The sequence below is a fragment of the Thalassospira sp. CH_XMU1420-2 genome (genome assembly GCF_037029325.1).
Classification (GTDB): Bacteria; Pseudomonadota; Alphaproteobacteria; order Rhodospirillales; family Thalassospiraceae; genus Thalassospira; species Thalassospira povalilytica.
Genome location: NZ_JAYMEG010000002.1, coordinates 596049 through 620744, shown reverse-complemented (window position 1 = coordinate 620744; position 24696 = coordinate 596049). Strand labels below are relative to the sequence as shown.

20 protein-coding genes are annotated in these 24696 nt (G+C 54.7%); 14 read left to right on the top strand and 6 right to left on the bottom strand.

Features of this window, described 5'->3' with window-relative positions:
• Positions 1 to 2: 2 nt before the first annotated feature.
• A complete protein-coding gene (locus WA429_RS07560; protein WP_068518753.1) occupies positions 3 to 518 on the bottom strand; it encodes an SH3 domain-containing protein in 516 nt (171 codons plus the stop codon).
• 200 nt (positions 519 to 718) lie between these two features.
• Between WA429_RS07560 and WA429_RS07555 the strand changes: the two genes are divergently transcribed.
• The 7 genes from WA429_RS07555 to WA429_RS07525 all read left to right on the top strand — a co-directional run bounded on the left by WA429_RS07555 (position 719) and on the right by WA429_RS07525 (position 8844).
• Entirely contained in the window at positions 719 to 1705 is a 987-nt protein-coding gene (locus tag WA429_RS07555) for a 2-hydroxyacid dehydrogenase (RefSeq protein ID WP_068518754.1), read from the top strand.
• A 171-nt stretch (positions 1706 to 1876) separates the two neighbouring features.
• Positions 1877 to 4624, top strand: a complete 2748-nt coding sequence (locus WA429_RS07550) for a cation-transporting P-type ATPase (protein WP_287465509.1) — start codon at positions 1877 to 1879, stop codon at positions 4622 to 4624.
• Positions 4625 to 4690: 66 nt separating this feature from the next.
• Positions 4691 to 5377: a fumarylacetoacetate hydrolase family protein gene (locus WA429_RS07545; protein ID WP_068518755.1), complete on the top strand. Its 687-nt coding sequence runs from the start codon at positions 4691 to 4693 to the stop codon at positions 5375 to 5377.
• A 76-nt stretch (positions 5378 to 5453) separates the two neighbouring features.
• On the top strand, positions 5454 to 6251 hold the full coding sequence (gene xth / locus WA429_RS07540; RefSeq protein WP_287465511.1) for an exodeoxyribonuclease III: 798 nt from the start codon (positions 5454 to 5456) through the stop codon (positions 6249 to 6251).
• 182 nt (positions 6252 to 6433) lie between these two features.
• A complete protein-coding gene (locus WA429_RS07535; RefSeq protein ID WP_287465513.1) occupies positions 6434 to 7276 on the top strand; it encodes a hypothetical protein in 843 nt (280 codons plus the stop codon).
• Positions 7277 to 7851: 575 nt separating this feature from the next.
• The gene (locus WA429_RS07530) at positions 7852 to 8616 is read left to right on the top strand and encodes an OmpA family protein (protein WP_228194417.1); all 765 of its coding nucleotides are present in this window, start codon (positions 7852 to 7854) and stop codon (positions 8614 to 8616) included.
• Between the two features lie 30 nt (positions 8617 to 8646).
• Entirely contained in the window at positions 8647 to 8844 is a 198-nt protein-coding gene (locus WA429_RS07525) for a YqaE/Pmp3 family membrane protein (RefSeq protein ID WP_068518759.1), read from the top strand.
• Positions 8845 to 8952: 108 nt separating this feature from the next.
• On the opposite strand, the gene WA429_RS07520 is transcribed toward WA429_RS07525, so the two are convergent.
• The 3 genes from WA429_RS07520 to htpG all read right to left on the bottom strand — a co-directional run bounded on the left by WA429_RS07520 (position 8953) and on the right by htpG (position 12556).
• The gene (locus WA429_RS07520) at positions 8953 to 9183 is read right to left on the bottom strand and encodes a hypothetical protein (protein ID WP_287465515.1); all 231 of its coding nucleotides are present in this window, start codon (positions 9181 to 9183) and stop codon (positions 8953 to 8955) included.
• Positions 9184 to 9186: 3 nt separating this feature from the next.
• The gene (locus tag WA429_RS07515; protein WP_242512970.1) at positions 9187 to 10521 is read right to left on the bottom strand and encodes a deoxyguanosinetriphosphate triphosphohydrolase; all 1335 of its coding nucleotides are present in this window, start codon (positions 10519 to 10521) and stop codon (positions 9187 to 9189) included.
• A gap of 154 nt (positions 10522 to 10675) precedes the next feature.
• Positions 10676 to 12556, bottom strand: a complete 1881-nt coding sequence (gene htpG, locus WA429_RS07510) for a molecular chaperone HtpG (protein ID WP_101247069.1) — start codon at positions 12554 to 12556, stop codon at positions 10676 to 10678.
• A gap of 313 nt (positions 12557 to 12869) precedes the next feature.
• On the opposite strand from htpG, the gene WA429_RS07505 reads away from it, so the two are divergent.
• Positions 12870 to 13196, top strand: coding sequence for an HPF/RaiA family ribosome-associated protein (locus WA429_RS07505; protein WP_068518762.1), 327 nt, complete (start codon positions 12870 to 12872; stop codon positions 13194 to 13196).
• A gap of 219 nt (positions 13197 to 13415) precedes the next feature.
• Here WA429_RS07505 and WA429_RS07500 read toward each other — a convergent pair whose 3' ends face one another.
• Positions 13416 to 14006, bottom strand: coding sequence for an NADPH-dependent FMN reductase (locus WA429_RS07500; RefSeq protein ID WP_287465518.1), 591 nt, complete (start codon positions 14004 to 14006; stop codon positions 13416 to 13418).
• A gap of 115 nt (positions 14007 to 14121) precedes the next feature.
• Here WA429_RS07500 and soxR point away from each other — a divergent pair, with 115 nt between their 5' ends.
• Positions 14122 to 14583 carry a redox-sensitive transcriptional activator SoxR gene (soxR, locus tag WA429_RS07495; RefSeq protein ID WP_250284872.1) on the top strand — a complete coding sequence of 154 codons (462 nt, stop codon included), beginning with the start codon at positions 14122 to 14124 and terminating at the stop codon, positions 14581 to 14583.
• 48 nt (positions 14584 to 14631) lie between these two features.
• Here soxR and WA429_RS07490 read toward each other — a convergent pair whose 3' ends face one another.
• Entirely contained in the window at positions 14632 to 15393 is a 762-nt protein-coding gene (locus WA429_RS07490) for a hypothetical protein (RefSeq protein WP_287465520.1), read from the bottom strand.
• A 496-nt stretch (positions 15394 to 15889) separates the two neighbouring features.
• Between WA429_RS07490 and WA429_RS07485 the strand changes: the two genes are divergently transcribed.
• The 5 genes from WA429_RS07485 to WA429_RS07465 all read left to right on the top strand — a co-directional run bounded on the left by WA429_RS07485 (position 15890) and on the right by WA429_RS07465 (position 24644).
• Positions 15890 to 18730 carry a helicase-related protein gene (locus WA429_RS07485; protein WP_287465522.1) on the top strand — a complete coding sequence of 947 codons (2841 nt, stop codon included), beginning with the start codon at positions 15890 to 15892 and terminating at the stop codon, positions 18728 to 18730.
• A gap of 95 nt (positions 18731 to 18825) precedes the next feature.
• On the top strand, positions 18826 to 19233 hold the full coding sequence (locus WA429_RS07480; protein WP_369813520.1) for an RNA-binding S4 domain-containing protein: 408 nt from the start codon (positions 18826 to 18828) through the stop codon (positions 19231 to 19233).
• Between the two features lie 199 nt (positions 19234 to 19432).
• Positions 19433 to 21154 (top strand): peptidase domain-containing ABC transporter, encoded by a 1722-nt coding sequence (locus tag WA429_RS07475; RefSeq protein ID WP_068518767.1) that lies wholly within the window; start codon positions 19433 to 19435, stop codon positions 21152 to 21154.
• On the top strand, positions 21151 to 23292 hold the full coding sequence (locus WA429_RS07470) for a peptidase domain-containing ABC transporter (RefSeq protein ID WP_114112993.1): 2142 nt from the start codon (positions 21151 to 21153) through the stop codon (positions 23290 to 23292). The genes WA429_RS07475 and WA429_RS07470 overlap by 4 nt, the downstream gene beginning before the upstream one ends.
• Positions 23289 to 24644, top strand: a complete 1356-nt coding sequence (locus WA429_RS07465) for an HlyD family type I secretion periplasmic adaptor subunit (RefSeq protein ID WP_068518769.1) — start codon at positions 23289 to 23291, stop codon at positions 24642 to 24644. The genes WA429_RS07470 and WA429_RS07465 overlap by 4 nt, the downstream gene beginning before the upstream one ends.
• The last annotated feature ends 52 nt before the right edge of the window (positions 24645 to 24696 follow it).

Here is a 24696-nt window from a genome sequence, read left to right as displayed (position 1 = left end):
GCCTAGCCTTCGACGGTTTCATCCTCATAGACGCCCCAGAACCCGTGACGGGGGGCCCAGCCTTCGAAATCGCCAAAGCGCAGCTGACACCAGTTCAGGTTGGCGGGACAATCTTCGATGCGTCCGATGACACTGGCCGAAACCATGGCGATTTTCCGGGCGTTTTCATCTGCTGCGGAATAAAGCGTGATGCTGTCATCAGTAACGATGACATGACGCGACCCGACCAAAAGACTTTGATGAACCCAGCCTTCGCTGCCTTCCCAGTCGCGGACCTTGCGCCATGTATCAAATTCCGAAACGACTTCCATCGGCATGTTGCGGCGGTGATAGATCCAGACCTTCGGGTATCGCAAACCCGGGCCCGAACGCAGAAATACCTTGTCTGACCGCAGTGCGACAAATCGCGGAATGGGCAAGCCGGATTCTTGTGCGCTGGCCACGATCGGGGTGGTCAGGCTGCCCAAAATCGCCAAAGCCATGAAGCGATACAGAAATTTGCGCAAAATCTGCGGCATCGTGTTGGTATTCCTTCGTTTATTTTCTCTGACAGCGTCCTGCCAGAACTCTTCTTTGTGTAATAAAATTACAAAAACTGTGTCAAAATCCTTGCTTTTGTACCTTTGAGCGTGGCATCACTGCAATGCGGCAGGGCACAAAAGCGCGTCATGCCACATTTTGTCAGAAAAAGAGTTAAAAGACCGCATAGGATCGGCAGATGACCAAGAAAAAACCGCTTGTCGTCGTGACCCGGAAACTGCCGGAAGCGATTGAAACCCGCATGATGGAATTGTTCGATGCGCGTCTGAATATTGATGACGCTGCAATGAGCAAACAGGAACTCATTGATGCCGTCAAAGAGGCCGATGTTCTGGTGCCGACCGTGACGGACAAGATCGATGCGGCTGTACTTGCCCATGCGGGGCCGAACCTTCGACTGATTGCCAATTTCGGGACCGGTGTTGATCATGTGGACCTGCAAACAGCGCGGTCGCGCGGGATTACGGTTACCAATACCCCCGATGTCCTGACCGAAGACACCGCCGACATGACCATGGCGCTGATCCTGTCGGTTTCGCGCCGCCTTGCCGAGGGCGAGCGTCTTATCCGCAAAGGCGAATGGGCCGGATGGGGCCCGACCCTGATGCTGGGGCATCGTATTTGGGGCAAGCGTCTGGGGATTGTCGGCATGGGCCGTATTGGCCGTGCCCTGGCACGCCGTGCCAAGGGGTTTGGTCTGTCTGTGCATTACCATAACCGTCGGCGTGTTCATCCCGAGATCGAAGACGAACTTGATGCGACCTATTGGGAAAGCCTGGATCAGATGTTGGCACATGTCGATATCGTTTCGGTCAACTGCCCGCATACGCCAGCAACCTATCATCTGTTGTCGGCACGCCGTCTTAAACTGATGCAGCCGCACGCCATTCTGGTCAACACGGCACGCGGGGAAATCGTTGATGAACCGGCCCTGACGCGGATGCTGGCCGATGGCGAGATCGCCGGTGCCGGCCTTGATGTGTTCGAACACGAACCGGCGGTTAATCCCAAATTGCTGGAACTGCAAAATGCGGTTCTGTTGCCGCATATGGGATCAGCAACCATCGAAGGCCGTGTTGATATGGGCGAAAAGGTTCTGATCAATATCAAGACCTTTGTCGATGGTCACACACCGCCAGACCGGGTGATCGAAGGCCTTCTGTGACCCGGTTACAGTCCGGTTTTTCAAAATCCGACCAACAAATTTCGGCACGTCACCACATCTGAAATGTGTGGTGACGTTGCCAATTGCGTGCATGATCACAGTCTGTAATTGCGCTGCGGTGCAGCATGGCTATGATTGATGCCGGGTTCGAATTCGGCAGCAGGTGCTTTGATGGCGTCACGCAATGGTTTCAACAACGGTCAGTCTTCGCAGGACAAAACAGCACCTGCAGCCTGGCATGGTCTTGCCATCGAGGCGGTCTGTGATCAGCTTGAATGCGATCGTACCGGACTTTCCCATGACGCCGTTATTGCCCGCCAACGCCAATATGGCCCAAACAGCCTGCCGACGGCCAAACCCAAAAGCGCGCTCGTACGTTTTGCCAGGCAATTCAACAATCTTTTGATCTATGTATTGCTGATTGCGTCATCGGTAACCGCGATGATGGCGCACTGGATCGACACGGTGGTTATTCTGGCGGTGTGCTTTTTGAATGCGACCATTGGCTTCATTCAGGAAGGCAAGGCCGAAGAAACGCTGCGCGCCATCAAGAACATGCTTTCGCCAAGCGCATCGGTGCTGCGCGATGGACAGCGCAAGACAATTCCGACCACCGAACTCGTCCCGGGGGACGTTGTGCGTCTCGAAGCAGGGGATCGCATCCCGGCGGATATTCGACTTTTCATGGTCAAGAATTTCGGGGTGCTTGAATCTGCCCTGACGGGGGAATCCCTGGTGGTTACCAAAAATGCCGATCCGGTGGCCCGGGAAGCAGCCCTTGGTGATCGCAAATCGATGGCCTATGCCGGAACACTGGTTACCACCGGTCAGGCCCAGGGGTTGGTGGTGGCAACCGGATTCCAGACAGAAATCGGCAAGATCAACCGTCTTCTGGGCGATGTCGCGGCCCTGACCACGCCGCTTCTGCGACAAATGAGCCAGTTCGCCAAGATCCTGACCGGCATCATTTTGCTGGTTGCGGTGATGGTATTTGCCTTTGGCGTTGTGGTGCAGGGTATGAGCATCGACGCCACCTTTGTCGCGGTTGTCAGTTTGACCGTGGCGGGCATTCCCGAAGGTTTGCCCGCCATTCTGACCATCGCGATGGCGATCGGTGTTCAGCGCATGGTCGGCCAGCACGCCATCATCCGGCGATTGCCGGCGGTGGAAACCCTGGGCGCGGTATCGGTAATCTGTTCGGACAAGACCGGGACGCTGACGCGCAATGAGATGACGGTGCAATCGGTCTGGATGCCTGATTGCAATGTGGATGTTTCCGGGATCGGCTATGACCCGCATGGCGGCTTTGTTGCCAGTGGGGTCGAACAGGATGCCGATGACATTCCGGGCTTGGCGCTTCTGACCCGCGCGGCCATGTTGTGCAACGATGCCAAACTGGTGCGCAAGGACGATGCGTGGAACGTTCTTGGCGATCCGATGGAAGGTGCGCTTCTGGTTCTGGCGATGAAGGCGGGGTTTGATCATGACCGGCTTGATGAAACTGTTCCGCGTCTTGATGTTCTGCCATTTGATTCCAGCTACAAATACATGGCGACCCTTCATCATGATCATGCGGGGCACAAACTGATTGTTGTCAAAGGTGCGCCGGATCGTCTGGTTGCCATGGCAAGCCATCAACGCAACAGCGATGGCCAGGATCATGAAATTGATCGGGAAAAATGGACTGCCGGGATTGCCGGACTTGCCGCACAGGGCATGCGTGTTCTTGCGGTTGCCATTCGCGAAATGCCCGCAAGCCATCAGGAACTGACATTTGATGATGTGGAAAACGGGCTTGTGATGATCGGGTTGCTGGGGCTTGTTGATCCGCCACGCCCCGAAGCAATCAGCGCGGTGGCAAATTGTCGGCAGGCCGGTATTCGCGTCAAAATGATTACCGGCGATCACGGCATTACCGCACAGGCGATCGGGGCACAGCTGGGCCTTGAAAATACCGAACGCTACCTGACCGGACCCGAAATTGATGCGATGAGCCAGGCCGACCTTCAACAGGCCATCGAAACCACCGACATTTTTGCCCGCACCAGCCCGGAAAACAAATTGCAACTGGTCATGGCGTTGCAGGCCGCAGGACGGGTGGTGGCGATGACCGGGGATGGTGTCAATGATGCCCCGGCACTCAAGCGGTCCGATGTCGGCATTGCCATGGGCATATCGGGCACCGAGGCCGCAAAGGAAGCCGCCGAAATGGTGCTGGTCGACGATAATTTTGCCTCTATCGTCAATGCAGTACGCGAAGGGCGCACGGTTTACGACAACCTGAAAAAATCGATCACGTTCCTGTTGCCGATCAATGGCGGGGAAACGCTTGGTGTTCTGGTTGCGCTGATGATGGGCGTCGTTTTACCGATTTCGCCGTTGCAAATTCTTTGGGTCAATATGGTCAGTTCAATCGGGTTGGCATTGTCGCTGGCCTTTGAAAAGGCCGAACCCGACCTGATGGCACGCAAACCGCGCAATGTTGCCGAACCGGTTTTGTCGGGCTTTCTGGTCTGGCGTATTGTGTTTGTGTCGCTGTTATTCATGGCGGGCATTTTCGGATCATTCGAACTGGCACTGATGCAAGGGGCATCTGTTGAAACTGCGCGTACGGTTGCGGTCAATGTTCTGGTCGCGATGGAGGTCTTCTATCTTTTCAGTGTGCGTTATCTCGGTGGTACATCCTTGACCTTGCGCGGCATGGTCGGGACGCGACCGGTTTTGATTGCCATATCGTCGGTCTTTGTCCTGCAACTGATCTTTACCTATGTGCCGGTGATGCATTTCCTGTTTGAAACCCGACCGGTCAGCATTGTGGCGGGCATCGGGATCATTGCGGCCGGGATCGGGCTGTTTGTCATTCTCGAACTGGAAAAACTGGTGATCCGTGTTGTTACGGATCGAATTGGCAAAACGTGACCATTTTCTTTTAGACGCAGAGCGACTATCACTATCTCAAACATGATTTTTTGAGGATGATTTCGAATGCGCAGCGTCTTTGAACCAGCTCAGCACACAACGGTTCCGGTTACCGGTTCTGATCAGGTTTTTCCTGTGAACCGCATTTTCTGTATCGGTAAGAACTATGCCGAACATGTGCGCGAAATGGGATCGGACCCGTCTGATACCCCGCCATGTGTTTTCATGAAACCGGCCGATTGCCTTGTGGTTGGCGATGGTGATCTGCCCTATCCGTCGGCAACCGATGATCTGCATTACGAAGGCGAATTGGTGGTTGCCCTGTCCAAGGGGGGCAAGGATCTTGACCGTGCGGCGGTCGAAGATGCGATTTTCGGATATGCGGCTGGACTTGATATGACGCGCCGCGATGTTCAGGCCGGTCTCAAGGAACGCCGTTTGCCGTGGGACATGGCTAAATCCTTTGACGGTTGTGCGGCGATTTCGGAAATCAAGCCGAAAGCCGATGCCGGTAACCCGCATGCCACCAATCTGAAACTTTCGGTCAATGGTGATGTGCGCCAGAATGACACCACTGCGAAAATGATCTGGCCGGTTGTCGATGCGCTGGTGCATCTGTCCACACTGATCGAATTGAAGCCGGGTGACCTTTTGTTCACCGGTACGCCCGAAGGTGTCGGTCAGGTTGTGCGCGGTGACCGTATGGATCTGGTGATTGCCGATGTTGCGGAACTGTCGGTAACACTGAAATAAGCCCTTCGGTTTCTATAGACTTTCCGGGGTTGTGGGGCAGGGGCCTTTCCCCAACAAGACTTGAACGGAGCCCGTTTTGAAGATTGTAAGTTGGAATATCAATTCCGTGCGCCTGCGCATCGAACAGGTGGTCCGGTTTCTCGAAGAACAGCAACCCGATGCATTGTGCCTTCAGGAATTGAAATGCCCGGATGAACATTTCCCGCATGAGGCATTCGAAGCCGCCGGGTATGTTCATCGCCATAACCATGGCATGAAAAGCTATAACGGTGTGGCGATCGTTTCGCGATTGCCCTTCGTTGAAACCGACATCACCCATTTCTGTGGCAAGGAAGATCGCCGCCACTGCATGGCGAAATTCGAAAACGGTGTCGAGCTTCACAATTTCTATATCCCGGCTGGCGGTGATGAACCCGATCCGGCGATCAATGAAAAATTCGCCCACAAGCTGTCCTTCATCGATGAAATGACCAATTGGTGGTCCGATCGGCGTGCCGCAGATCCGAACCGCAAGGCAGTTCTGGTCGGGGATTTCAATATCGCGCCGTCGGAAAATGATGTCTGGTCGCACAAGCAGCTTCTGCGTGTCGTCAGCCACACCCCGATCGAGGTCGAAATTCTCGAAAAGTTCCGCCAGTCCGGTGATTTCATTGATTCGGTCCGTGAAGTCGTGCCCGAACCCGAAAAGCTTTTCAGCTGGTGGAGCTACCGGGCGCGCGACTGGCGTGCAAGCAACAAGGGACGCCGTCTTGATCATGTCTGGATGACACCGAACATGGCCGGCACGGTCCGCACCGCATCTGTCTATGACCTTGCGCGTGATTGGGAAAAGCCGTCCGACCACGCACCGGTGGTTGTCGAATTCAATTTGTAATCACGGCTGGACCATCACACTTCCAAACAGCGGGCCCGGGTCATCCGGCCCGCTGTTTGTCATTTGAAATAACTTGATTGTCCTGCCAATCAGCGCAACTCTTTGGGGAGTATGAAGCAGGACAGGTGCCCATAAGGTCAATGTCGCACCGTTTCGATGACTAATTACGCAGGATACGGGCAATGAAAAAGATACTGTTTGGTTTGGCAGCGATCATCGTACTGGTCGTGGGCGGGCTTGTTTATGTCTATGTCAATCTTGACGACATTGTGAAAACGACGATCGAAAAGGCCGGAACGCGGGTGACCCTTGCGGATGTGACGGTCGATGCCGTATCGATCGAGACAACGCAAAATACTGCGGCCATCAAGGGGCTGGTGATCGGCAATCCCGAAGGATACAAAACCGACCATGCCTTTTCACTTGGCAATATTTCGGTACGTCTTGATGGATCGACACTGACCAGCGACACCATCCGCATCATCGAAGTGGTGGTGGACGCGCCAAGTGTGACCTATGAACTTGGCAATGGCAGTTCCAATATCGCGACCATTCAGCGCAACGTGGAAAGCTTTGTCCATCGTGTTTCCGGTCCGTCCGGTGGTCAGGGTGCAGATGACAGTGCTGCTGGCGAAGACGGCGCGTCGGGACCCAAGATCATCATTGATAATGTGTATGTGCGCAACGGCAATGTCGGTGTTTCCGCTGCATTGCTTCAGGGCAAGTCACTGTCGGCCAATCTTCCGGAAATTCATCTCAAGGACGTTGGCAAGGAAGATAACGGCGCAACCCCGGCCGAAGTTGCCGGTGAAATCCTGACCGCGATCAACGCATCGGTGTTCAAGGCGGTTTCAAACCTTAATGTTGATGGCCTGCTGCAAGGCGTTGGCGATCTTGGCAAGGGCGTTGTCGGTGCGGTCGGTGCCGTTGGCGGTGCTGCCGGAACAGGTGGCGAGAAACTTAAAGACGGTGCCAATGCGCTTGGCGGGGCTGTCAAAGGATTGTTTGGCGGATCGTCCGACTGATCTTTTCTTTCTGCCGGATTTCCGGGACATATAAACAATCATGGCCTGATCGGGTGAAACGCCCGGTCAGGCTTTTTTATGCGTTTTGCAACAGCTTGTGACCTGTTCGGGGAATGGGGCGGGACAAAATCGCGCGGGATCAATGGTCTGTGTTCGACCGTGAAGTATGAAGATTGTGAATTTTCTCTATCCCACTGCTTTTTTTCATGAAATTGACTTCTATATATCCTTGGATAGGGGTAATTATATCCCCGTCCATGTTGTGATGATGCGTTCGGGATATGAACTGGTTTCACATCCTTCTATTCGGGGTCGGTTCCGGGGATCTGAGGCACCGGGGATCTGATCGATGGCGAACAGAACATGGAAAAACAGACAGGCAAAAACGACCTGTCAGGTGCATGTAAAAATCCGTCACATGATGACGCCAACATCACCGTCAAAAAATTGGGATTGGGATCAAAATGTCGGTCAGACAAGGAGTAATACCGATGAAAGCTAAACTGCTCGCTGTTGTGTCCGCCGCTGCCTTCTTGAGCGCGTGTGCAAATATGAACATTCCAGGGGTACGTGAGATGGCTGACGAAGGGTCGGCATTTGACGCAGCCCTCCATCAGAATTACGCCGACCTTGCCCAGGCAGAGTACGACGAAGCCGATTGGGCGGATGCGCGGTACTTCACCAGCCGTGCCAAAATGGCTGCGATGAGCCAGGATACCGGCCCGCAGATGATTTCCGAACGTTCCCTGCCCGAAGGCAGCACCGGTGAAGTCGAAGTCGCGCGCAGCGACCTTCTGGCGGCACTTGATGCCGGTGGCCGTGAAAAGGCCGCAACGGCTGCTGCACGGGCACAGGCAAGCTTTGATTGCTGGTTGCAGGAACTCGAAGAAAACATCCAACAGGAAGACATCGACAATTGCCGTGCCGCCTTCTATCAGGCGCTGGCAATTGTTCAGGCTGAAATCGACACCGCACCGGCCCCGGTTGCCGCGATGGCAATGCCGGTTCCGATGAATGTCTATTTCGGCTTTGACAGTGCCACAATTGACGGCAAAGCTATGTCGGTCATTAACGGGATTGTCGAAGCATATGGCAAATACGACCCGGCTGCGATCAGCCTGGTTGCCTATGCCGACCGTGCCGGCGATGCAATGTATAACGATATTCTTGCAAAATCGCGTGTCGATGCGGTTGTAAAGGCGCTTCGTGATGGTGGTGTTCCGGCAAGCAAGCTTGCGATCAGCATCAGCGGCGAAGCCAATGTTCCGGTCGCAACCGAAGACGGTGTGGCCGAACAGGGTAACCGTGTCGTTGTTGTCACCTTCAAAGACAGCATGTAAGCACGTCAACGCAACAAGGGGATTTCATCCATGCGTCTTTTGATCGCACTACTTCTGCCCTGGTTACTGTTCTTTACCATCGGGCGCCCAATCGCAGGCGTCATCTGCCTGATTTTGCAGATTACCCTGATCGGCTGGGTACCGGCGGCGATCTGGGCTGTCTATTCGCTTAGTCAGTACAATACTGACAAGAAAATCAGCAGTGCCATGGGTGGCGGTCAGGACTAACTGACTGTGTTTGCCCCATATGGGCCAAACAGACATTCCCAAGAATAAAGGCAGGCCTTCGGGCCTGCCTTTTTGATTGTCTGGCCTTGTGGATCGGGGGCGCTGGCATCAACGCAGATGGCGTCTGATCCCGCCGACAAAACGCCCGATCAGGCGCGATACAATCAGCCGGGTGATCATAAAGCTCGTCACGGCAAGGGCGGCGGGCCAATACCATGCCTGAACTTCCGGACGGGTACTTTGATCAACCAGCCCGTAAATGACGGCTGCCATTGCGCTTGCGGCAATAAAGGCGGTCCGTCTGCGATATCGCGCAATAAAGGGGCCAAGCATCCACATTGATCAGTGCTGACCGCCGCCAATGTCGCGGGCAAGGCGGGCGGCAAAATCATCGGTCATGCCCGATACATAATCCAGGATCACCAGATACAGATCATAAAGGGACGCACCGATCGGCATGGCATCATTGCCGATCAGTTCCCGAACACGTCCGGCCCGATAGGGAATGTCTGCTTCTGATCGGGCTTTGTGGACTTCAAGTGCGGTTTTGCAGAATGTCTCAAGCAGGGTTTCAAGATGGGCAAAGGCGCCGACCTCGATCTGGACCTTGCGGCGGTTCAGGATGATTTGTTTTTCCGAGAATGACTTGGCAGTGGCGATCAGCTCGTTATAGGGGCCATCGGCACAGGCAAGAAGATCGCCTTTCCACACACCGGCCAGAAGTTCTTCTTCGTGACGAACAAAGGCATCGACAAGCGCATCAAGAAGACCCGACATGATCTTGCCGCGCAGGAAGGATATCTTGCGGCTGATATTCTGTTCGCGGTGATATTCGGCAGGAAGGTCCCCTTCGATACAGGGGCGCAGCATCTTTTCCAGCGTCTCGAATTCCACCAGTTCAAGCTCGACCCCGTCCTCGATATCAATCAGGGCATAGCAAACATCATCGGCGGCCTCGACCAGATAAACCAGCGGATGGCGGCAAAATGCCTGGTCGCTTGTCCGGATCAGGCCGGTGGCATCGGCCACTTCCTCAAGCAGGGCGAATTCCTTCTGGAATGCTCCGAATTTCTTTTTCTGGGGAAACGGGCTTCCCGATGCCGACCACGGATATTTCAGGAAACTTGCCAGCGTCGCATAGGTCAGCCGCATCCCCCCATCATACAGACCAGTCCGTTTGTTGGTCAAAAGCCGGAACCCTTGCGCATTACCTTCATAGGTCGTCAGATCGGCAAACTGTTCACGGGACAGGCTGCCGGTAAAGGCCGGGTCGGCATCGATAAACCATTGGCGGATGGCATATTCACCGGCATGGCCAAATGGCGGGTTGCCGATATCATGACACAGGGCGGCGGCCTGAACGATGGCGGCCATGTGATCGGGGTCGATGGTATCAGGCAGGCTGCCCTTTTCCGAAAGGCGATGACCAACCATCAGGCCAAGCGACCGGCCGATACAGGAAACTTCAAGACTGTGAGTCAGGCGGGTATGGACATTGTCATTTTCGGGCAACGGGTGAACTTGGGTCTTGCGTTGCAGGCGCCGGAAGGCGGCCGAGAAAATGATACGGTCATAGTCCTTGTGAAAATCGGACCGGCCAAAAGCGCCGACACTTGAATGACGGGTGCCAAGCCGTGCGGGTGACAACAGTTTTTGCCAGTTCATCATCGCAGTCATGGTGTTTTGGGCCTTCCCGTCGGTTCGGAGCTTCTTTCACATGTGGGCCTTTATGCCCGTTGTTGGTAAATAAGCATTTTAAATTTTGCCGATATGCAAAAGAAAACGGCGCATCCGGGGATGCGCCGTTCGCAATGTCGGTGGGCGGGCTGGATTATGCCCCCAGACCCTTTTCCATGATCAGGTCCAGACGACGGGCAAAGCTGACCGGATCGGGCAGGGCTTCGCCTTCGAGAATGCGGGCCTGATCAAGCAGCAACTGGGCGGCGTCATTAAGAATCGGTGCCTTGGCATCCTTGATGGCAATGTCAGACAGCTTTTTGATCAGGCTGTGCTTCGGATTGATTTCAAGGATACGCGGGCTGATTTCATCAACGCGGTTATGTTGCTTCATCAACCGCTCCATCCGCAGATCCATGCCGGTTTCATCGGCAATCAAGCAGCAGGCCGAACTGGTCAGGCGATCAGATTCCCGAACGTCCTTAACACCGGTACCAAGGGCGATCTTGATCGATGCGATCAATGCATCAAGTGACGCGTCACTGGCGGCATCGTCCTTTTTCTCGTCCTTGGCGTCATCCTTGTCATCGGATTTGACGTCATTGAGATCGGCACCGCCACGGGTGACCGATTTGAAGTCCTTTTCTTCAAACTGGCCAACTGACGGCATCCAGAATTCATCGACCGGATCGGTCAGAAGCAGGACCTCGATCCCCTTGGCGGCAAAGCCTTCAAGCTGCGGGCTGCGTTTCAGGGCTTCGATATCTTCGCCGCTGATATAGTAGATGGCCTTCTGGCCTTCTTTCATGCGTTCGACATATTCCGAAAGCGTGGTCCAGCCATCGCCATGGGTCGAACGGAACTTGGCGATTTTGAGGATGCGCGCACGGTTGGACTGGTCTTCGTAAAGCCCTTCCTTGACCACAGCACCAAAGTTTTCCCAGAAGGTGTCAAACCCTTCGGCGTCCTTCTTTGCAGCAGTTTCCAGTTCGGACAGGACCTTTTTGGTCAGGCCGTTCTTGATCTTGGTCAGGACGGGGTTGTGCTGCAACATCTCGCGCGAGACATTAAGCGGCAAGTCCTGACTGTCGACCACACCGGAAACAAAACGCAGCCATGGCGGCAGCAATTCGTCGGCACCTTCGGTGATGAAGACCTTGCGGACATAAAGTTTCAGATGGCCTTTGCGCTGCGGATCATAAAGATCGAACGGCCGCATGGTCGGAAGGTAAAGAAGGCCGGTATATTCAATCGCGCCTTCGGCCTGATAGTGGATGGTTTTCCAGGGATCATCAAACGCATGCGAATTGTGTTTGTAGAATTCCTTGTACTGTTCCTCGGTGACTTCGGATTTCGGACGGGTCCAAAGGGCGGATGCCTCATTGAGGGTCTCGTCACCATCGGCCTTCATCAGAACCACCGGAATGCCGATATGATCGGAATAGGTTTTGACGATGTGGCGGAGCTTGTATTCTTCGGTGAATTCCTTGAATTCGTCGGTCAGATGCAGGGTGATCTGGGTGCCGCGGCCTTCCATTTCGGCTTCGGAAATGGTGTATTCGCCCTTGCCGTCCGATGACCACTTCCATGCCTGGTCTTCGCCGGCCTTGCGACTTACGACATCAACCCGGTTTGCCACCATGAAGGCGGAATAGAAACCGACACCGAACTGACCAATCAGGTCGACATCCTTCGGATTGTCGGATTTGGAGACCGCATCAAGGAACTTGGCAGTGCCGGAATTGGCAATGGTGCCAAGATTGTCGATCAGGTCTTCCTTGTTCATCCCGATCCCGTTATCGGCAATCGTCAGAACATTGCGGACATTGTCTGTCAGAAGGCGGACCTTGAATTCAGCGTCGCCTGCGAGCAGTTCCGGTTTGGCAATCGCTTCGTAACGCAGTTTGTCGCACGCATCCGAAGCGTTGGAGATCAGCTCGCGCAGGAAGATGTCCTTGTTTGAATACAGCGAATGGACAACGATATCGAGCAGTCGGCTGACCTCGGCCTCGAACCGCATTTTTTCTTCCGTCATGACCTCTTTATTCTCCTTTGTTTCAAGCGTCTGTTGAACTTCCCCGCAATCGGCAGAAGTTGCAACACTTCAACGGGCTACACGAAATAGCAATGTGACCTGTTATTGCTACTGACCGCGCTTGATATGCGTCAACGCACCTTGCAGCGCAAGTCCTGTATCCTAAGTATAGATATAGACGGTTTTTCAAAAGGGGCGCGTAAACCAAAACCCAAGCGTTCCTGAATTTCCCGGGACAGCAAATGGACCGGGGGTAAACGGCAGGGTGCAACGCCCTGCTTTGCGTCCAAGGCTTTAAACAGGAGGCCGTATCATGAAGGTTCCCGTTCAAATCACCTACCGTGATGTTGATCAGTCTGATGCGCTTGACGAGCGTATCCGTTTCAAGGTGCAAAAACTGGAAGAAACCTTCGATCGCATGACCAGTTGTCATGTTGTGGTGGAACGACCCCAAGCATCCCATAACCACGGCAACCGTTTCGCCGTACATTTCGGGATCAATGTGCCGGGCAAGGAAATCATGGTAAAGCGTGACAGTGCTGATCATGCCCATGAAGATGTCTATGTCGCGCTTAAAAACAGTTTCCAGGCCGCACGCCGACAGCTCAAGGATTATGCGGACAAGATGCGTAACCATTAATGACCCGACCGGTGATGGTCGAATAATAATGACCGACCGGCATTGATTGGCGGGGCGACTTTATGGTCGCCCCGTTTTGCTTTTGGGGGCTGATTTGTTTGAGCCTGATCTTGCGGTTTTCCGGCAAATGCGGTGGTGGCGCGAGAAGGGCAAAGCACAAAAGTCGCAGTCGGACAAATATCGGGCTTTCGCCTGCCGGGTTTTGACTGTTTTTATCGGTCAGGATGCAACAGCGGTTCGAAGCTGCTGACTGCTGTTCGGATACCGGGCATCACGCAATGCGCCGGCCCACCATTTTAGGTCGCCCACCATGTGATGCAGTGCCTGGTTTGTGCTTTCCTGGTCGATTGGGTTTCCGTCTTCGTCAAAACGGTTCCAGACGTTTGCAAAGCTCACCACGTCGCGCATGGTCACGGCTTGAAGTTCGGCAAAGACAAGACGCAATTGCTCTACCGCGCGCAATCCCCCTGACATCCCGCCATAGGAAACAAAGGCGACCGGCTTGCGACGCCATGGCTGTTTGGCAGCATCAATCAGCAATTTCAGCTCGCCGGTAAAGCTGTGATTGTATTCCGGTGTCACGACGATAAAGGCATCGGCCTCTGAAAGGGCGGTGTGCAGTTCATCAATGCCCGGATGTTCTGCACGCGTATGTGCCGCCGGAAGGTTCAGGACAGCCGGATCAATCGTATCAAGTGAAAGATCGCGATCCGATCCGAGTGTTGTCAGTACCCAACGCGCAACCATGTCACAAAGCCGTCCCTCTCGTGCACTGCCATAGATGATGGCGACATTGAATGTTTCTTTCATGGATTTGACTCCTTGATAATTTCGCTTCAATGCGTAAGCTTCTAGAACCTCAACTAATGTTAAGGTCAATAACGAAATTCGATACCTGTCAGAAGGCAGGATGCAGGAGGGGGAAATGGCCGGAAGCGGTGTATTACAGCGTTATCTGAGCGTCGGGGAAGTCGCCAGCCGCTGCGGGATTGCGGTGTCGGCTGTGCATTTTTATGAACGCAAAGGTCTGATCAGTTCGATCCGCACCGATGGCAATCAGCGCCGGTTTCACCGCGGCGTGTTGCGTAAGCTCGCCATCATCAAGGTCGCCCAGAAAACCGGCATACCGCTTTCTGAAATTGCAGAAGCCTTTGACAAGTTGCCCCATAACACGGTCCCCAATGCCAAGGACTGGGAAAAGCTGTCTTCGCAATGGCGCGACGACTTGAACGAACGGATCGATCAACTGACCCGACTTCGTGATCAGTTGGGGCAATGTATTGGCTGTGGATGCCTGTCGATATCAGATTGCCCGCTGCGCAACCCGGCAGATGAGCTTTCGGGTGATGGGCCAGGCGCGCGTCTGCTGGAGCTGGAACACGAATAACAATCTGACGGAGATACCTGTTGATCACTTGAGAGTGCGCTTTGCGCACTACGTCATGTCACGTTGTTCGGAATAAGTCGGGCCCGTGTTGTCAGCTAGGAATCTGGTGCCATAACTTTCTTCTGTAATATGTTCCAAATACCTCTGCCTATTGATCAAAGTGACAAAGCCTTTGTGAGCAGGGTATATCTGCTGAGCTTTCGCGTGGTTACAGACAGAGCATAGAAATGCAATGTTGGTCACGTCGAACCGGGCGAGATCGTAATAAAAGGTTAAATTATCGCCCCTGTGGACTCTGACGGCATTGTCTGCCATGTCGTCAACCCGGATTTGCTCTACTGTGACCTCGAAACTTCCCCTCGCCAAGGCGTCAACGTCTTGGGCAATCATCTTGATTTGGTCGTAACCGCCATCCCATGCGTCCACCTCGAAAACTCTCAATTTCTCGTAGTCAGGTAACTTGAAAGCAGAATTTTTTAACTGAACCGACCAACCATCATCGTCTTCAAAGCGTTTCTTGTTGGCAGACCGGGCTGCAGCAGAGAAAGTTGTCCAGTCTGTGTAAGAGAAGATCACACTCCCCATAACGCGGCGCAATGCCTTTTGAGGAAACATATGATCGGCCTCGGCATAAGCCGTCGGCAGCAATCGTTTGCAAGTGGGACAAGTAAAAACATTCTCCTCGCCAAACCCGAAATTCTTGTTTTCGCTTATTGGGCTGTTAAATCGCCAATTATTAAACCACGCCGCTGTCTCTGGTGCGGGAAGAACTGGCCTGAAGGTTCGCGAGCTGGATGAAAAAATGATCATAAAGTTTCCTTCGCGTCCTCGTCTGAAAGACGCTTAAACAACTGCCAATATGTCAGGGGTTTGTCGAATGGCCCGAGGCCTATGTTCGGAAGGCCTGGTTTGTGTTGTTCCGAGGGTGGTTTGAGCGCTTTGCGCCATTGATAGTCCGACGGTGGACAGTCGTGGGGGTAGTCCGGTGGAATATCGGGATGCTTTGGGTCTATTTCTTCGGTAGTTTTCGTGGCTTCCCAGATTGTTTGTGGACTCCGTTTTATGGCTTTGGCTTTTGTTTTCGGCCATGGGGCCGCACAGCCATTGTCGGATTGTGTGTCATCATCGGTCATGGGAATGCCTGCAGTGTCTGTGTATCTCATAGGAGTGACGCAGGACGTCTCGCTTTGTGAAGTTGGTAGGTGTTTCGATATGGCAGAAAGCTTGACATTGCGCCGGTTCGCGTGTTGAAAGGCCCAAAGATTGCGATGGTCCGGATCAATGGGCTGTCGATTGGAAAAGTTTGATGCAGATTTCAACCCGAACCGGTCCTCGTATCCTTGCCATATTGGGGCCGACCAACACCGGCAAGACCCATCTGGCCATGGAACGGATGTTGGCGCATACGACCGGGATGATCGGGTTCCCGTTGCGGCTTTTGGCGCGTGAAAACTATGATCGCGCAGTGGCCAAGGTCGGCAAGGGGGCGGTGGCGCTGATCACCGGCGAAGAGCGTATCTTGCCGAAAACCGCACGTTATTTCCTGTGTACCGTCGAAGCCATGCCTGTGGCCAAGCAGGTCGATTTCCTGGCAATTGACGAAATCCAGATGTGTGCCGATCCCGAACGCGGGCATGTCTTTACCGACCGGCTGTTGCATGCGCGCGGGCGCTCAGAGACCATGTTCATGGGGGCGGAAACCATCCGCCCGGTGATCCGCAAGCTGGTTGATAATGTCGAATTTGATCGGCGCGAACGTTTTTCGACCCTAAGCTATAACGGATCGAAGAAGATCCAGCGCCTTCCGGCCCAGTCGGCTGTGGTGACGTTTTCGGCACAGGAAGTCTATGCGGTGGCCGAACTGGTGCGCCGTCAAAAGGGCGGGGCTGCGGTGGTTCTTGGCGCGCTGAGCCCGCGCACCCGCAATGCCCAGGTCGAAATGTTCCAGAATGGCGAGGTCGAACACCTGATTGCGACCGATGCCATCGGCATGGGGCTTAACCTTGACCTTAACCATGTTGCCTTTGCCGCGCTGACCAAGTTTGACGGCAAGTTCAACCGCGGTTTGACGGCGGCTGAAACCGCCCAGATTGCCGGGCGTGCGGGCCGTCACATGAATGACGGGACATTTGGTGTTACCGGCAACCTATCGGGCATTGATCCCGATATCATCGAACAGATCGAAGCCCACGAGTTCGAACCGCTTGCCAAAGTCTTCTGGCGCAATGCGCGGCTTGATTTCCGGTCTGTGGATGCGTTGCAGAAATCCTTGCGCCGTCGGTCGGATGACCCGACCCTTATTCTGGCGCGCGAGCCGGTCGATGAAATCATGCTCGATCATCTGGCGCATAACGAAGATGTCGCGCGCATCGCCTCGGCCCCGGATCGGGTACAGTTATTGTGGGAAGTTTGCCAGATTCCCGACTTCAGAAATATCCATACCGATGCCCATCCAAGGCTGCTAACATCTATCTATCGCTATCTTGCGAAACCCGGAAGCAAACTGCCCATCGACTGGTTGGGCGAACAAGTCTTGCGTCTGGATCGTTATGATGGTGATATCGATCAGTTGTCATCACGTTTGGCAGGTATTCGCGTCTGGACATATGTATCGCACAAGCATCACTGGCTCGAAGATGCCAATCATTGGCAGGAACGCACGCGGGCCATTGAGGATAAGCTCTCAGATGTGCTACATGAACGCCTGACCCAAAGGTTCGTTGACAGACGGACCTCGGTTTTATTGAAAAGTCTCAAGGACAAGTCTGAACTCATGTCTACCATCACTGCGAATGGTGAAGTACAGGTCGAAGGTGAATTTGTCGGCCGTCTTGATGGATTCCGTTTCATCCCTGATGAAACCGATGCTGCTTTCGAAGGCAAGGCTATTGCCAGTGCCGCACGTCGCGCGCTGACCGGCGAAATCGCCCAGCGTGTCAAACAACTTGAAACCGACGAAGACGACAAGTTCGCGGTGAATGGGCAGCTTGATGTCCTTTGGAACGGTGCGCAGGTTGGCGTACTGAAAAAAGGTGACACAGTTCTGTCGCCCGAAGTTCAGGTGATCGACAGCGAGTTCTTTGACGGTCCGACACGTGAGCGTGTGCGTACCCGTTTGCAGAATTTCGTCAATGCCCATATCGAAGCGCGCCTTAAAATGCTGACCCGCCTGCGCGATTGTCAGTTGTCCGGTCCGATTCGCGGTCTTCTGTTCCAGCTGAACGAAGGTCTGGGCTGTGTACCGCGCTCGGAACTTGAAAGCCTGGTCAAGGACCTGTCGGACGAGGACCGCAAGGCACTTGCCAAACTTGGCGTGCGTCTGGGTGTTGAAACCGTCCATGTGCTTGATGCGCTCAAACCCGATCCGGTTGAGCTGCGCGGCATTCTTTGGGCGGTTGCCCGTGAACTGGATGCGCTTCCGGAATTGCCGCCGGCAGGCCGGACATCGGTTCCGAACGATCGTGCCAATTCCAAGGGCTTCTACCTTGCTGCTGGCTATATGCCGGTTGGTCCGCTTGCGGCACGTGTGGACATGCTTGAACGTTTCGCAGCCCTTCTGCGTCAGAAGGCCCGTGAAAACGACGGCAAGGTACGTCCTGATCCCGATCTGCTGTCACTTCTGGGCTGCACGGTCGAGCAGGCCGAAGGCGTCTTTACTGCTCTTGGCTGGCGTGCCGAGGTAACCAAGGTCAAGAAATCCGAACTTCTTGCCAAGGAAGCCGAGAAAAAGGCCGAAGAAACCGCCAAGACCGATGCCGAAGTCAAAACCGAAGAGGCTGCACCGGCTGAAAGCGCCGAAACAGCACCGGCAAATGACGCTGCATCCACCGACACCGCAGAAGCAACCCCGGCCGAAGCCGCGGAAACCGATGCGGATGGCGATGAGCTGGTCGAGGTCAAATACTTTGTCCGTGTCGATCGCCGCAAGCGTGGCGGTGCCGGTCGTGGCCAGCAGCGTGGTCCGCGTCAGGATGCACGCGGCAAAGGCGGTCCCAAGGGCAAGGGCGGCAACCGTCCGAACTATGGTGGCAAGGGTGGCCGTGGTGGCAAGCCGGGCGGACGTGGTCCGGCCCCGGACAAAGGTAACCAGATCAACGAAGATTCTCCGTTTGCCAAGCTTAAGGAGATGCTCGAAGCCAAAGGCTGATAGCATCCTGGAAATCGGAATTGAACGGCGATCCTTGCGGGTCGCCGTTCTGCGTTCTATGTCTTTATAATCACTTGATGCAGGATCGGATGGTTGTGAACGAACAGTCAGAAAAGCTCAGGGTCGACAAATGGCTTTGGCATGCCCGGTTTTACAAAACCCGGTCATTGGCCAGCAAAGCCTGCCAGTCCGGGCATATCGTTCTGAATGGTCAGTCCGTCTCCAAGGCAAGTGCCACGGTCGTCGCCGGTGACCGATTGCAGTTCTTTCAGGGGCCGCATTTGCGTGTGGTCGAAGTCATCGCCCTTGGCGAACGTCGCGGGCCCGCCCCGGAAGCCCAGGGCTTGTATGTGGACCATTCCCCCCCAAGATTACCGAAAAAGGAAGTTGCGTCAGATATACGAACCGCACCGGTTGCGGAACGCGAAGCCGGTGCCGGACGCCCGACCAAGGCAGAACGCCGGGCACTTGACCGGCTGCGGGGTGACAGGGATGTCGGCTAGGACTTTTTAAGTTTTTTCTGATATTTAGGCGATCTCTGCGACTTAACGCCAGGATGGCAAGAATACAAAATTATCCGGTTGTGTCTGGTGCACGAATTTCTTGCACTGGGATTAGTGATCGGCTATGTATCCTATCTGATGGTATAATATCACCACTTTAGGATGGTATTTTCTGCATAACCTGGAGCATCCCTGCTTTATGACACGTCGTCCGGGCTTGAATATCGGGACATTGTCGCATCTGCGCACCGGCCGTTTTTCGCTGTTGATTGCCGCATTGGTGATCAATCTGCTGTCGCTTGCGCTGCCGATTACCCTGCTTCAGGTTTATGACCGTGTCCTGCCGCATAATTCCATACCGACACTTACCTTGCTGATCCTTGGCGTTCTTGGCGCTCTTTTGATCGAGGCTGTGCTGCGTCTTGGCCGGGCCTATATTTCTTCGCTGTCGGCGGCGAAATTCGAACATGAAAGCTCGCAAAAGGCCGTCGGTCATTTGCTTTCGGCAAGTCTGATCGACTATGACAAAACCGCACCGGGGCTGCATCTTCAGCGTTTGAACAGTCTTAATTTGCTGCGCGATTTCTATTCCGGTCAGGCGATCGGCGCGATTGTGGACCTTCCGTTTGTCGTACTGTTTCTGGCCTTGATTGCGGTTATTGGCGGGGTGCTTGTTGCCGTGCCGGTCGGCATATTGCTTGCCTTCTTTCTGACCGCGATGATTTTGGGGCACCAGTTGCGTGCCGCCCTGGACAAGCGCAGCCAGTCTGACGAACGCCGGTACAACTTTATCATCGAGACCCTAACGGGCATTCACACCATCAAGTCGATGGCGATGGAAAACCTGATGGTGCGCCGTCATGAACAGCTTCAGGAACAATGTTCGGGGGATGACCTGATTGCGGCGCGTTCGGCCCATGCGGCGGTCAATGCCAGTGCAACCTTTTCGATGCTGACCATGGTGATGGTTGCCGCGATCGGCAGTGTGCTGGTGATCAATGGTGATCTGACCGTTGGTGGACTTGCGGCCTGCACCATGCTGTCGGGGCGTTCGATCCAGCCATTGCAGCGCGCCATGAGCCTGTGGACACAGTTCCAGAATATCCGTGTTGCCCGTCAGCGCGTCAACGAACTGTTTGAAATCAAACCCGAAGACAGCGCGGTAACCGCGGAAATGCCGCTGCTTGAAGGCAAGATCGAATTGCGCAATCTGGGCTTTTCGCATGCCGACGGAAAGAAGATCTTTGACCGGCTTGATCTGGTGGTTGAACCGGGGGATTCAGTGGCGATCACCGGCGATAACGGGACCGGCAAAACCACGTTGCTGTGGCTTTTGATGGGGGCACTGCGCCCTGACAGCGGTGACATATTGCTCGATGGTAAAAATCCATCTGACTATACGGCGGAATCAACGCGCCGCCAGATCGCTTATCTGCCGCAACATGGCGTGATGTTCAAGGGCACCATTCTTGAAAACATTACCGGCTTCCGCAAGGAAATCGGTGTGGACAGGGTGGTTGAAATTGCCCGTCGTCTTGGCCTTGACGACATTGTCATGCGCATGCCCGAAGGCTATGACACCGAAGTCGGCGGACAGGCATCCGAAACACTGCCGCGTGGCGTGAAGCAGCGTATCGCGGTTGCGCGAGCACTGATTGATTATCCTCGCATCGTGCTGTTTGACGAGGCCAACAGTTCGCTTGATATGGCCGGTGACAACATCATGGCCAGTCTGATGCTGGAACTGAAAAAGCACTGCACCCTTGTCATGGTGTCGCACCGACCGTCATTGATTGCGCTGGCAAACAAGCAATACCGGATTGTCGACCATCATCTTGTGCCGGTTCTAAAACGCAGCAATGCCCGCGTTACCCGTGCAGAATCGAATTTCAGTGCACCAGTAGAGACGGGGGCACAATGAAACAGCTCGAAAACATGAACTATGCGCTGGGCTATCGCATGGGGATGGCAAGCATTGATGCCCAGTCGGATTTCGATGCCTGTTTGTGGCCGCTGCTTCAGGCACTTGGCTGGCGCGGGTTGCCCCGCCAGGTCGCAGAAGCCCTGCCGCATCTGGACCAGACGCTTGATATCACGGATTTCCGCAACGTTCTTGCGCATCTGAACTATCAGTCGCGCGAAATTGACGCGACCTTCGATCAGATTGACGAACGCATGATGCCCTGCCTGTTCGTGCCCGATAACGGCACCGCACTGGTGGTCATTCGCCCCGAAGATAACGGTATCCGGGTTTTTGATGGCGGAACGGATCGTGAAATGGTCATCCGGTCGTCTTCTCTGCCGGGCAAGCTGTATCAGTTCACGATGGCTGATCGCCGGGCCCGCTATTTCGAAGATGACAAGCGCGGCTGGTTTGGCGGGATTGCTGCGCGCTTTTCCTCGCTCGGTTATCAGCTGCTGCTGCTTACGCTTGTTCTCAATATCATGGCGCTGGCAACGCCGGTCTTTGTTATGGGCATCTATGACCGGGTGATTGGAACCCGGTCGATACCGATGCTGATCCAGTTTTCAATCGGGATCGTGATTGTCATGGTTCTGGGCTGGATCCTTCGATCCTTGCGCAGTCAGATCGTCAGTCATTTTGGGGCGCGTCTTGATACGTTGGTCAGTGGCGCGATCTTTGAACGGTTGCTGTCGTTGCCGCCGACCTTTACCGAACGGGCACCGGTCGGGGTACAGATTTCGCGTATTCGCGACTTTGAAAGTGTGCGTGAATTCTTTACCGGGCCGATGGCCATGGTGATGCTAGAAATGCCGTTTGTTCCGATCTTCCTGATTGCGATGTTCTATCTGGGGGGCTGGCTGGCAGTCATTCCGATTGTTCTGATGGCGGTATTCCTGTTGATCGGGATTATTGCCTTTCCGGTTGTTTCACGCCGGGTGGTCGAGCTTGGCCGTCATGGGGCCAGCCGCCAGGAATTCCTGGTCGAAACGGTCGGCAAGATGTCGGTTTTGAAATATACCGCATCCGAGAAACGCTGGTTGGCACGGTTCCGCGACATATCGGCCGATACGGCCTATGCCGGGTTCCGGGTTTCGATGGTCAATAATATCATCAACACATCAGCCCAGATCCTGATGATTTCTGCGGGTGCGCTGGTTCTGGCATTTGGTGCAGACCAGGTGATGAATGCGCAAATGAGTGTCGGTGCGCTTGTGGCCTCGATGATGCTGGCCTGGCGTGTTCTGGGGCCGATCAACCAGGCCTTCCTTGGTTTACCGCGTCTGGCACAGCTGCGCGGAAGTGTCCGCCAGATCAACCGGCTGATGAACCTTCAGCCCGAAGGCGATCTTGTGCCGCGCTCGGTCGAGCAGCGCCGCTTTGAAGGTGCGATTACGTTTTCGCGCGTCAGTTTCCGCTACAGCTCGGATTCCGATCCGGCACTGGTCGGGGTCAATTTTGACATCAAACCCGGACAGGTCGTTGCCGTGGTCGGGGCCAATGGTGCGGGCAAATCATCCCTGATCAAGCTGGTGGCAGGCATGTATCAGCCCCAGGCCGGTGCGGTCCTGATTGACGGGGCGGATATCCGCCAGATGGATCCGCAAACCCTGCGTCAGGCCATTTCCTATGTGCCGCAGGATATCGAATTTTTCCGGGGATCGATCGCCCAGAACCTGCGTTTGGCCAATCCGGTCGCATCGCCTGATGACCTGCGCATGGCGTGCATGTCTGCGGGCATTTTGCAGGAAGTCGAAGCCTTGCCCGACGGGTTTGATACCCGTGTCGGTGATCAGCATTCCTCGCGGTTTTCGGCAAGCTTCCTGCAACGGCTGGCACTGGCGCGCGCCTTTGTGCGTGAAGCCCCGATCATTTTGTTTGATGAACCGACCAACGGTCTGGATCAGCGCGCCGATCGCGCCTTCCAGCACACAATCAACCGGTTGCGTGGCGGGTCGACCATTTTCCTGATTACCCATCGGCCAAGTCACCTTGATCTGGCCGACCGCATACTTGTTCTTGAAGCCGGACAGCTGCGCGGCGACGGCCCGCCCGAACGGATCAAGCAACAGGTGATAGACGGAGGCTACCTATGAGTGATGCAGCTGTGCAGAATACTGCGATTGAACGGTTCCGCCGGTCCCGTCGCATGGCGCGTTATCTTTCGCATGCCGTGCTGCTTGAAGAAGGCGGCATTTCGGTCTTTATCCGCTCGGCCATGGTGCTGTTGTCGGTGGGCTTTCTGGCGCTTGTTGCCTGGGCTGCCACCACCGAGATCAAGGAAACGGCCATTACATTTGGCCAGGTGATGCCAACAGGTGCGGTCAACAAGATCCAGCATCTTGAAGGCGGCATCATCGAACAGATCATGGTACGTGACGGCGATCTTGTTGAAAAAGGCCAGGTTCTTGTCCGGCTCAAGGCCGACGGCGCGCAGGCCGAACTATCCCAGACGGAAACCAAGCTTGGCAACCTTCAGCTCGAAGCGGAACGCTATCGTGCCCTTGCCGAAGGCCGCGACCCGGACTTTGCCAGCCTGCTTGCGCAATATCCGGAACTCGCACGCAATCAGCAGGAAATCTATAACATCCAGACCGAACTTGATCGCAACCAGAACGAAATCCTTCAGGTCCAGATCAAGGAACGCAACGCCGAACTCGCCCAGCTCAGTGAACAGGAAGCAACGCTTCGCAAATCGGTTGATTTGCTAAGCCAGGAAGTCACCATGCGCCGTTCGCTTTATGAGCAGGGGCTGAATTCCAAGGTGCTGTTCCTCAATATCCAGCGCGAACTGAACGAAGCCCAGGGCAATCTTTCAGGGGTCGTTGCCGAACAGGCCCGGGCCCGCGAAACCATTGCCGAGGCCAAGCTGCGTCTGAATGAACTTGAAAAAAGCCAGCGCGAAGAAGCAATTACCGAGCTTGGCCGGCTGGGCGGTGAAATTGCCCAGACCCGCGAGGCATTGCGCAAATTGCGTGATCGTGTTGCTCGCCTTGAAATCGTTGCGCCAACGCGCGGTTATATCAAGGGCCTGCAATTCACCACGATCGGCGGGGTGATTGCCCCGGCGCAGATCGTGATGGAACTGGTGCCGGTTGATGATGACCTGATTGCGGAAACCCGCATCTCGACCGAAGATATCGGCCATGTCCATCTTGGGCAGCCGGTGACGGTCAAGGTCAGTGCGTTTGACTTTATACGTTATGGTGGTATTTCCGGCGAATTGGTATCGATCTCTGCATCTACTTTTATTGATGAGGAAGGACAACCATATTATAAAGGAAAGGTTGCGCTTGATACCGACATGGTTGGTGAAGGCGCTTCGGCTCAACGGATCATACCGGGCATGACTGTGCAGGCAGACATCCAGACCGGGGAACGTACCCTTCTTCAGTATTTGCTGAAACCTGTGTATGTCTCGCTTGATCAGGCGTTCAAAGAACGATGAGCTTTCATTTGGTCCCGCTGGAAATGCCGAAACCATTTCTACTGCCTGGCCG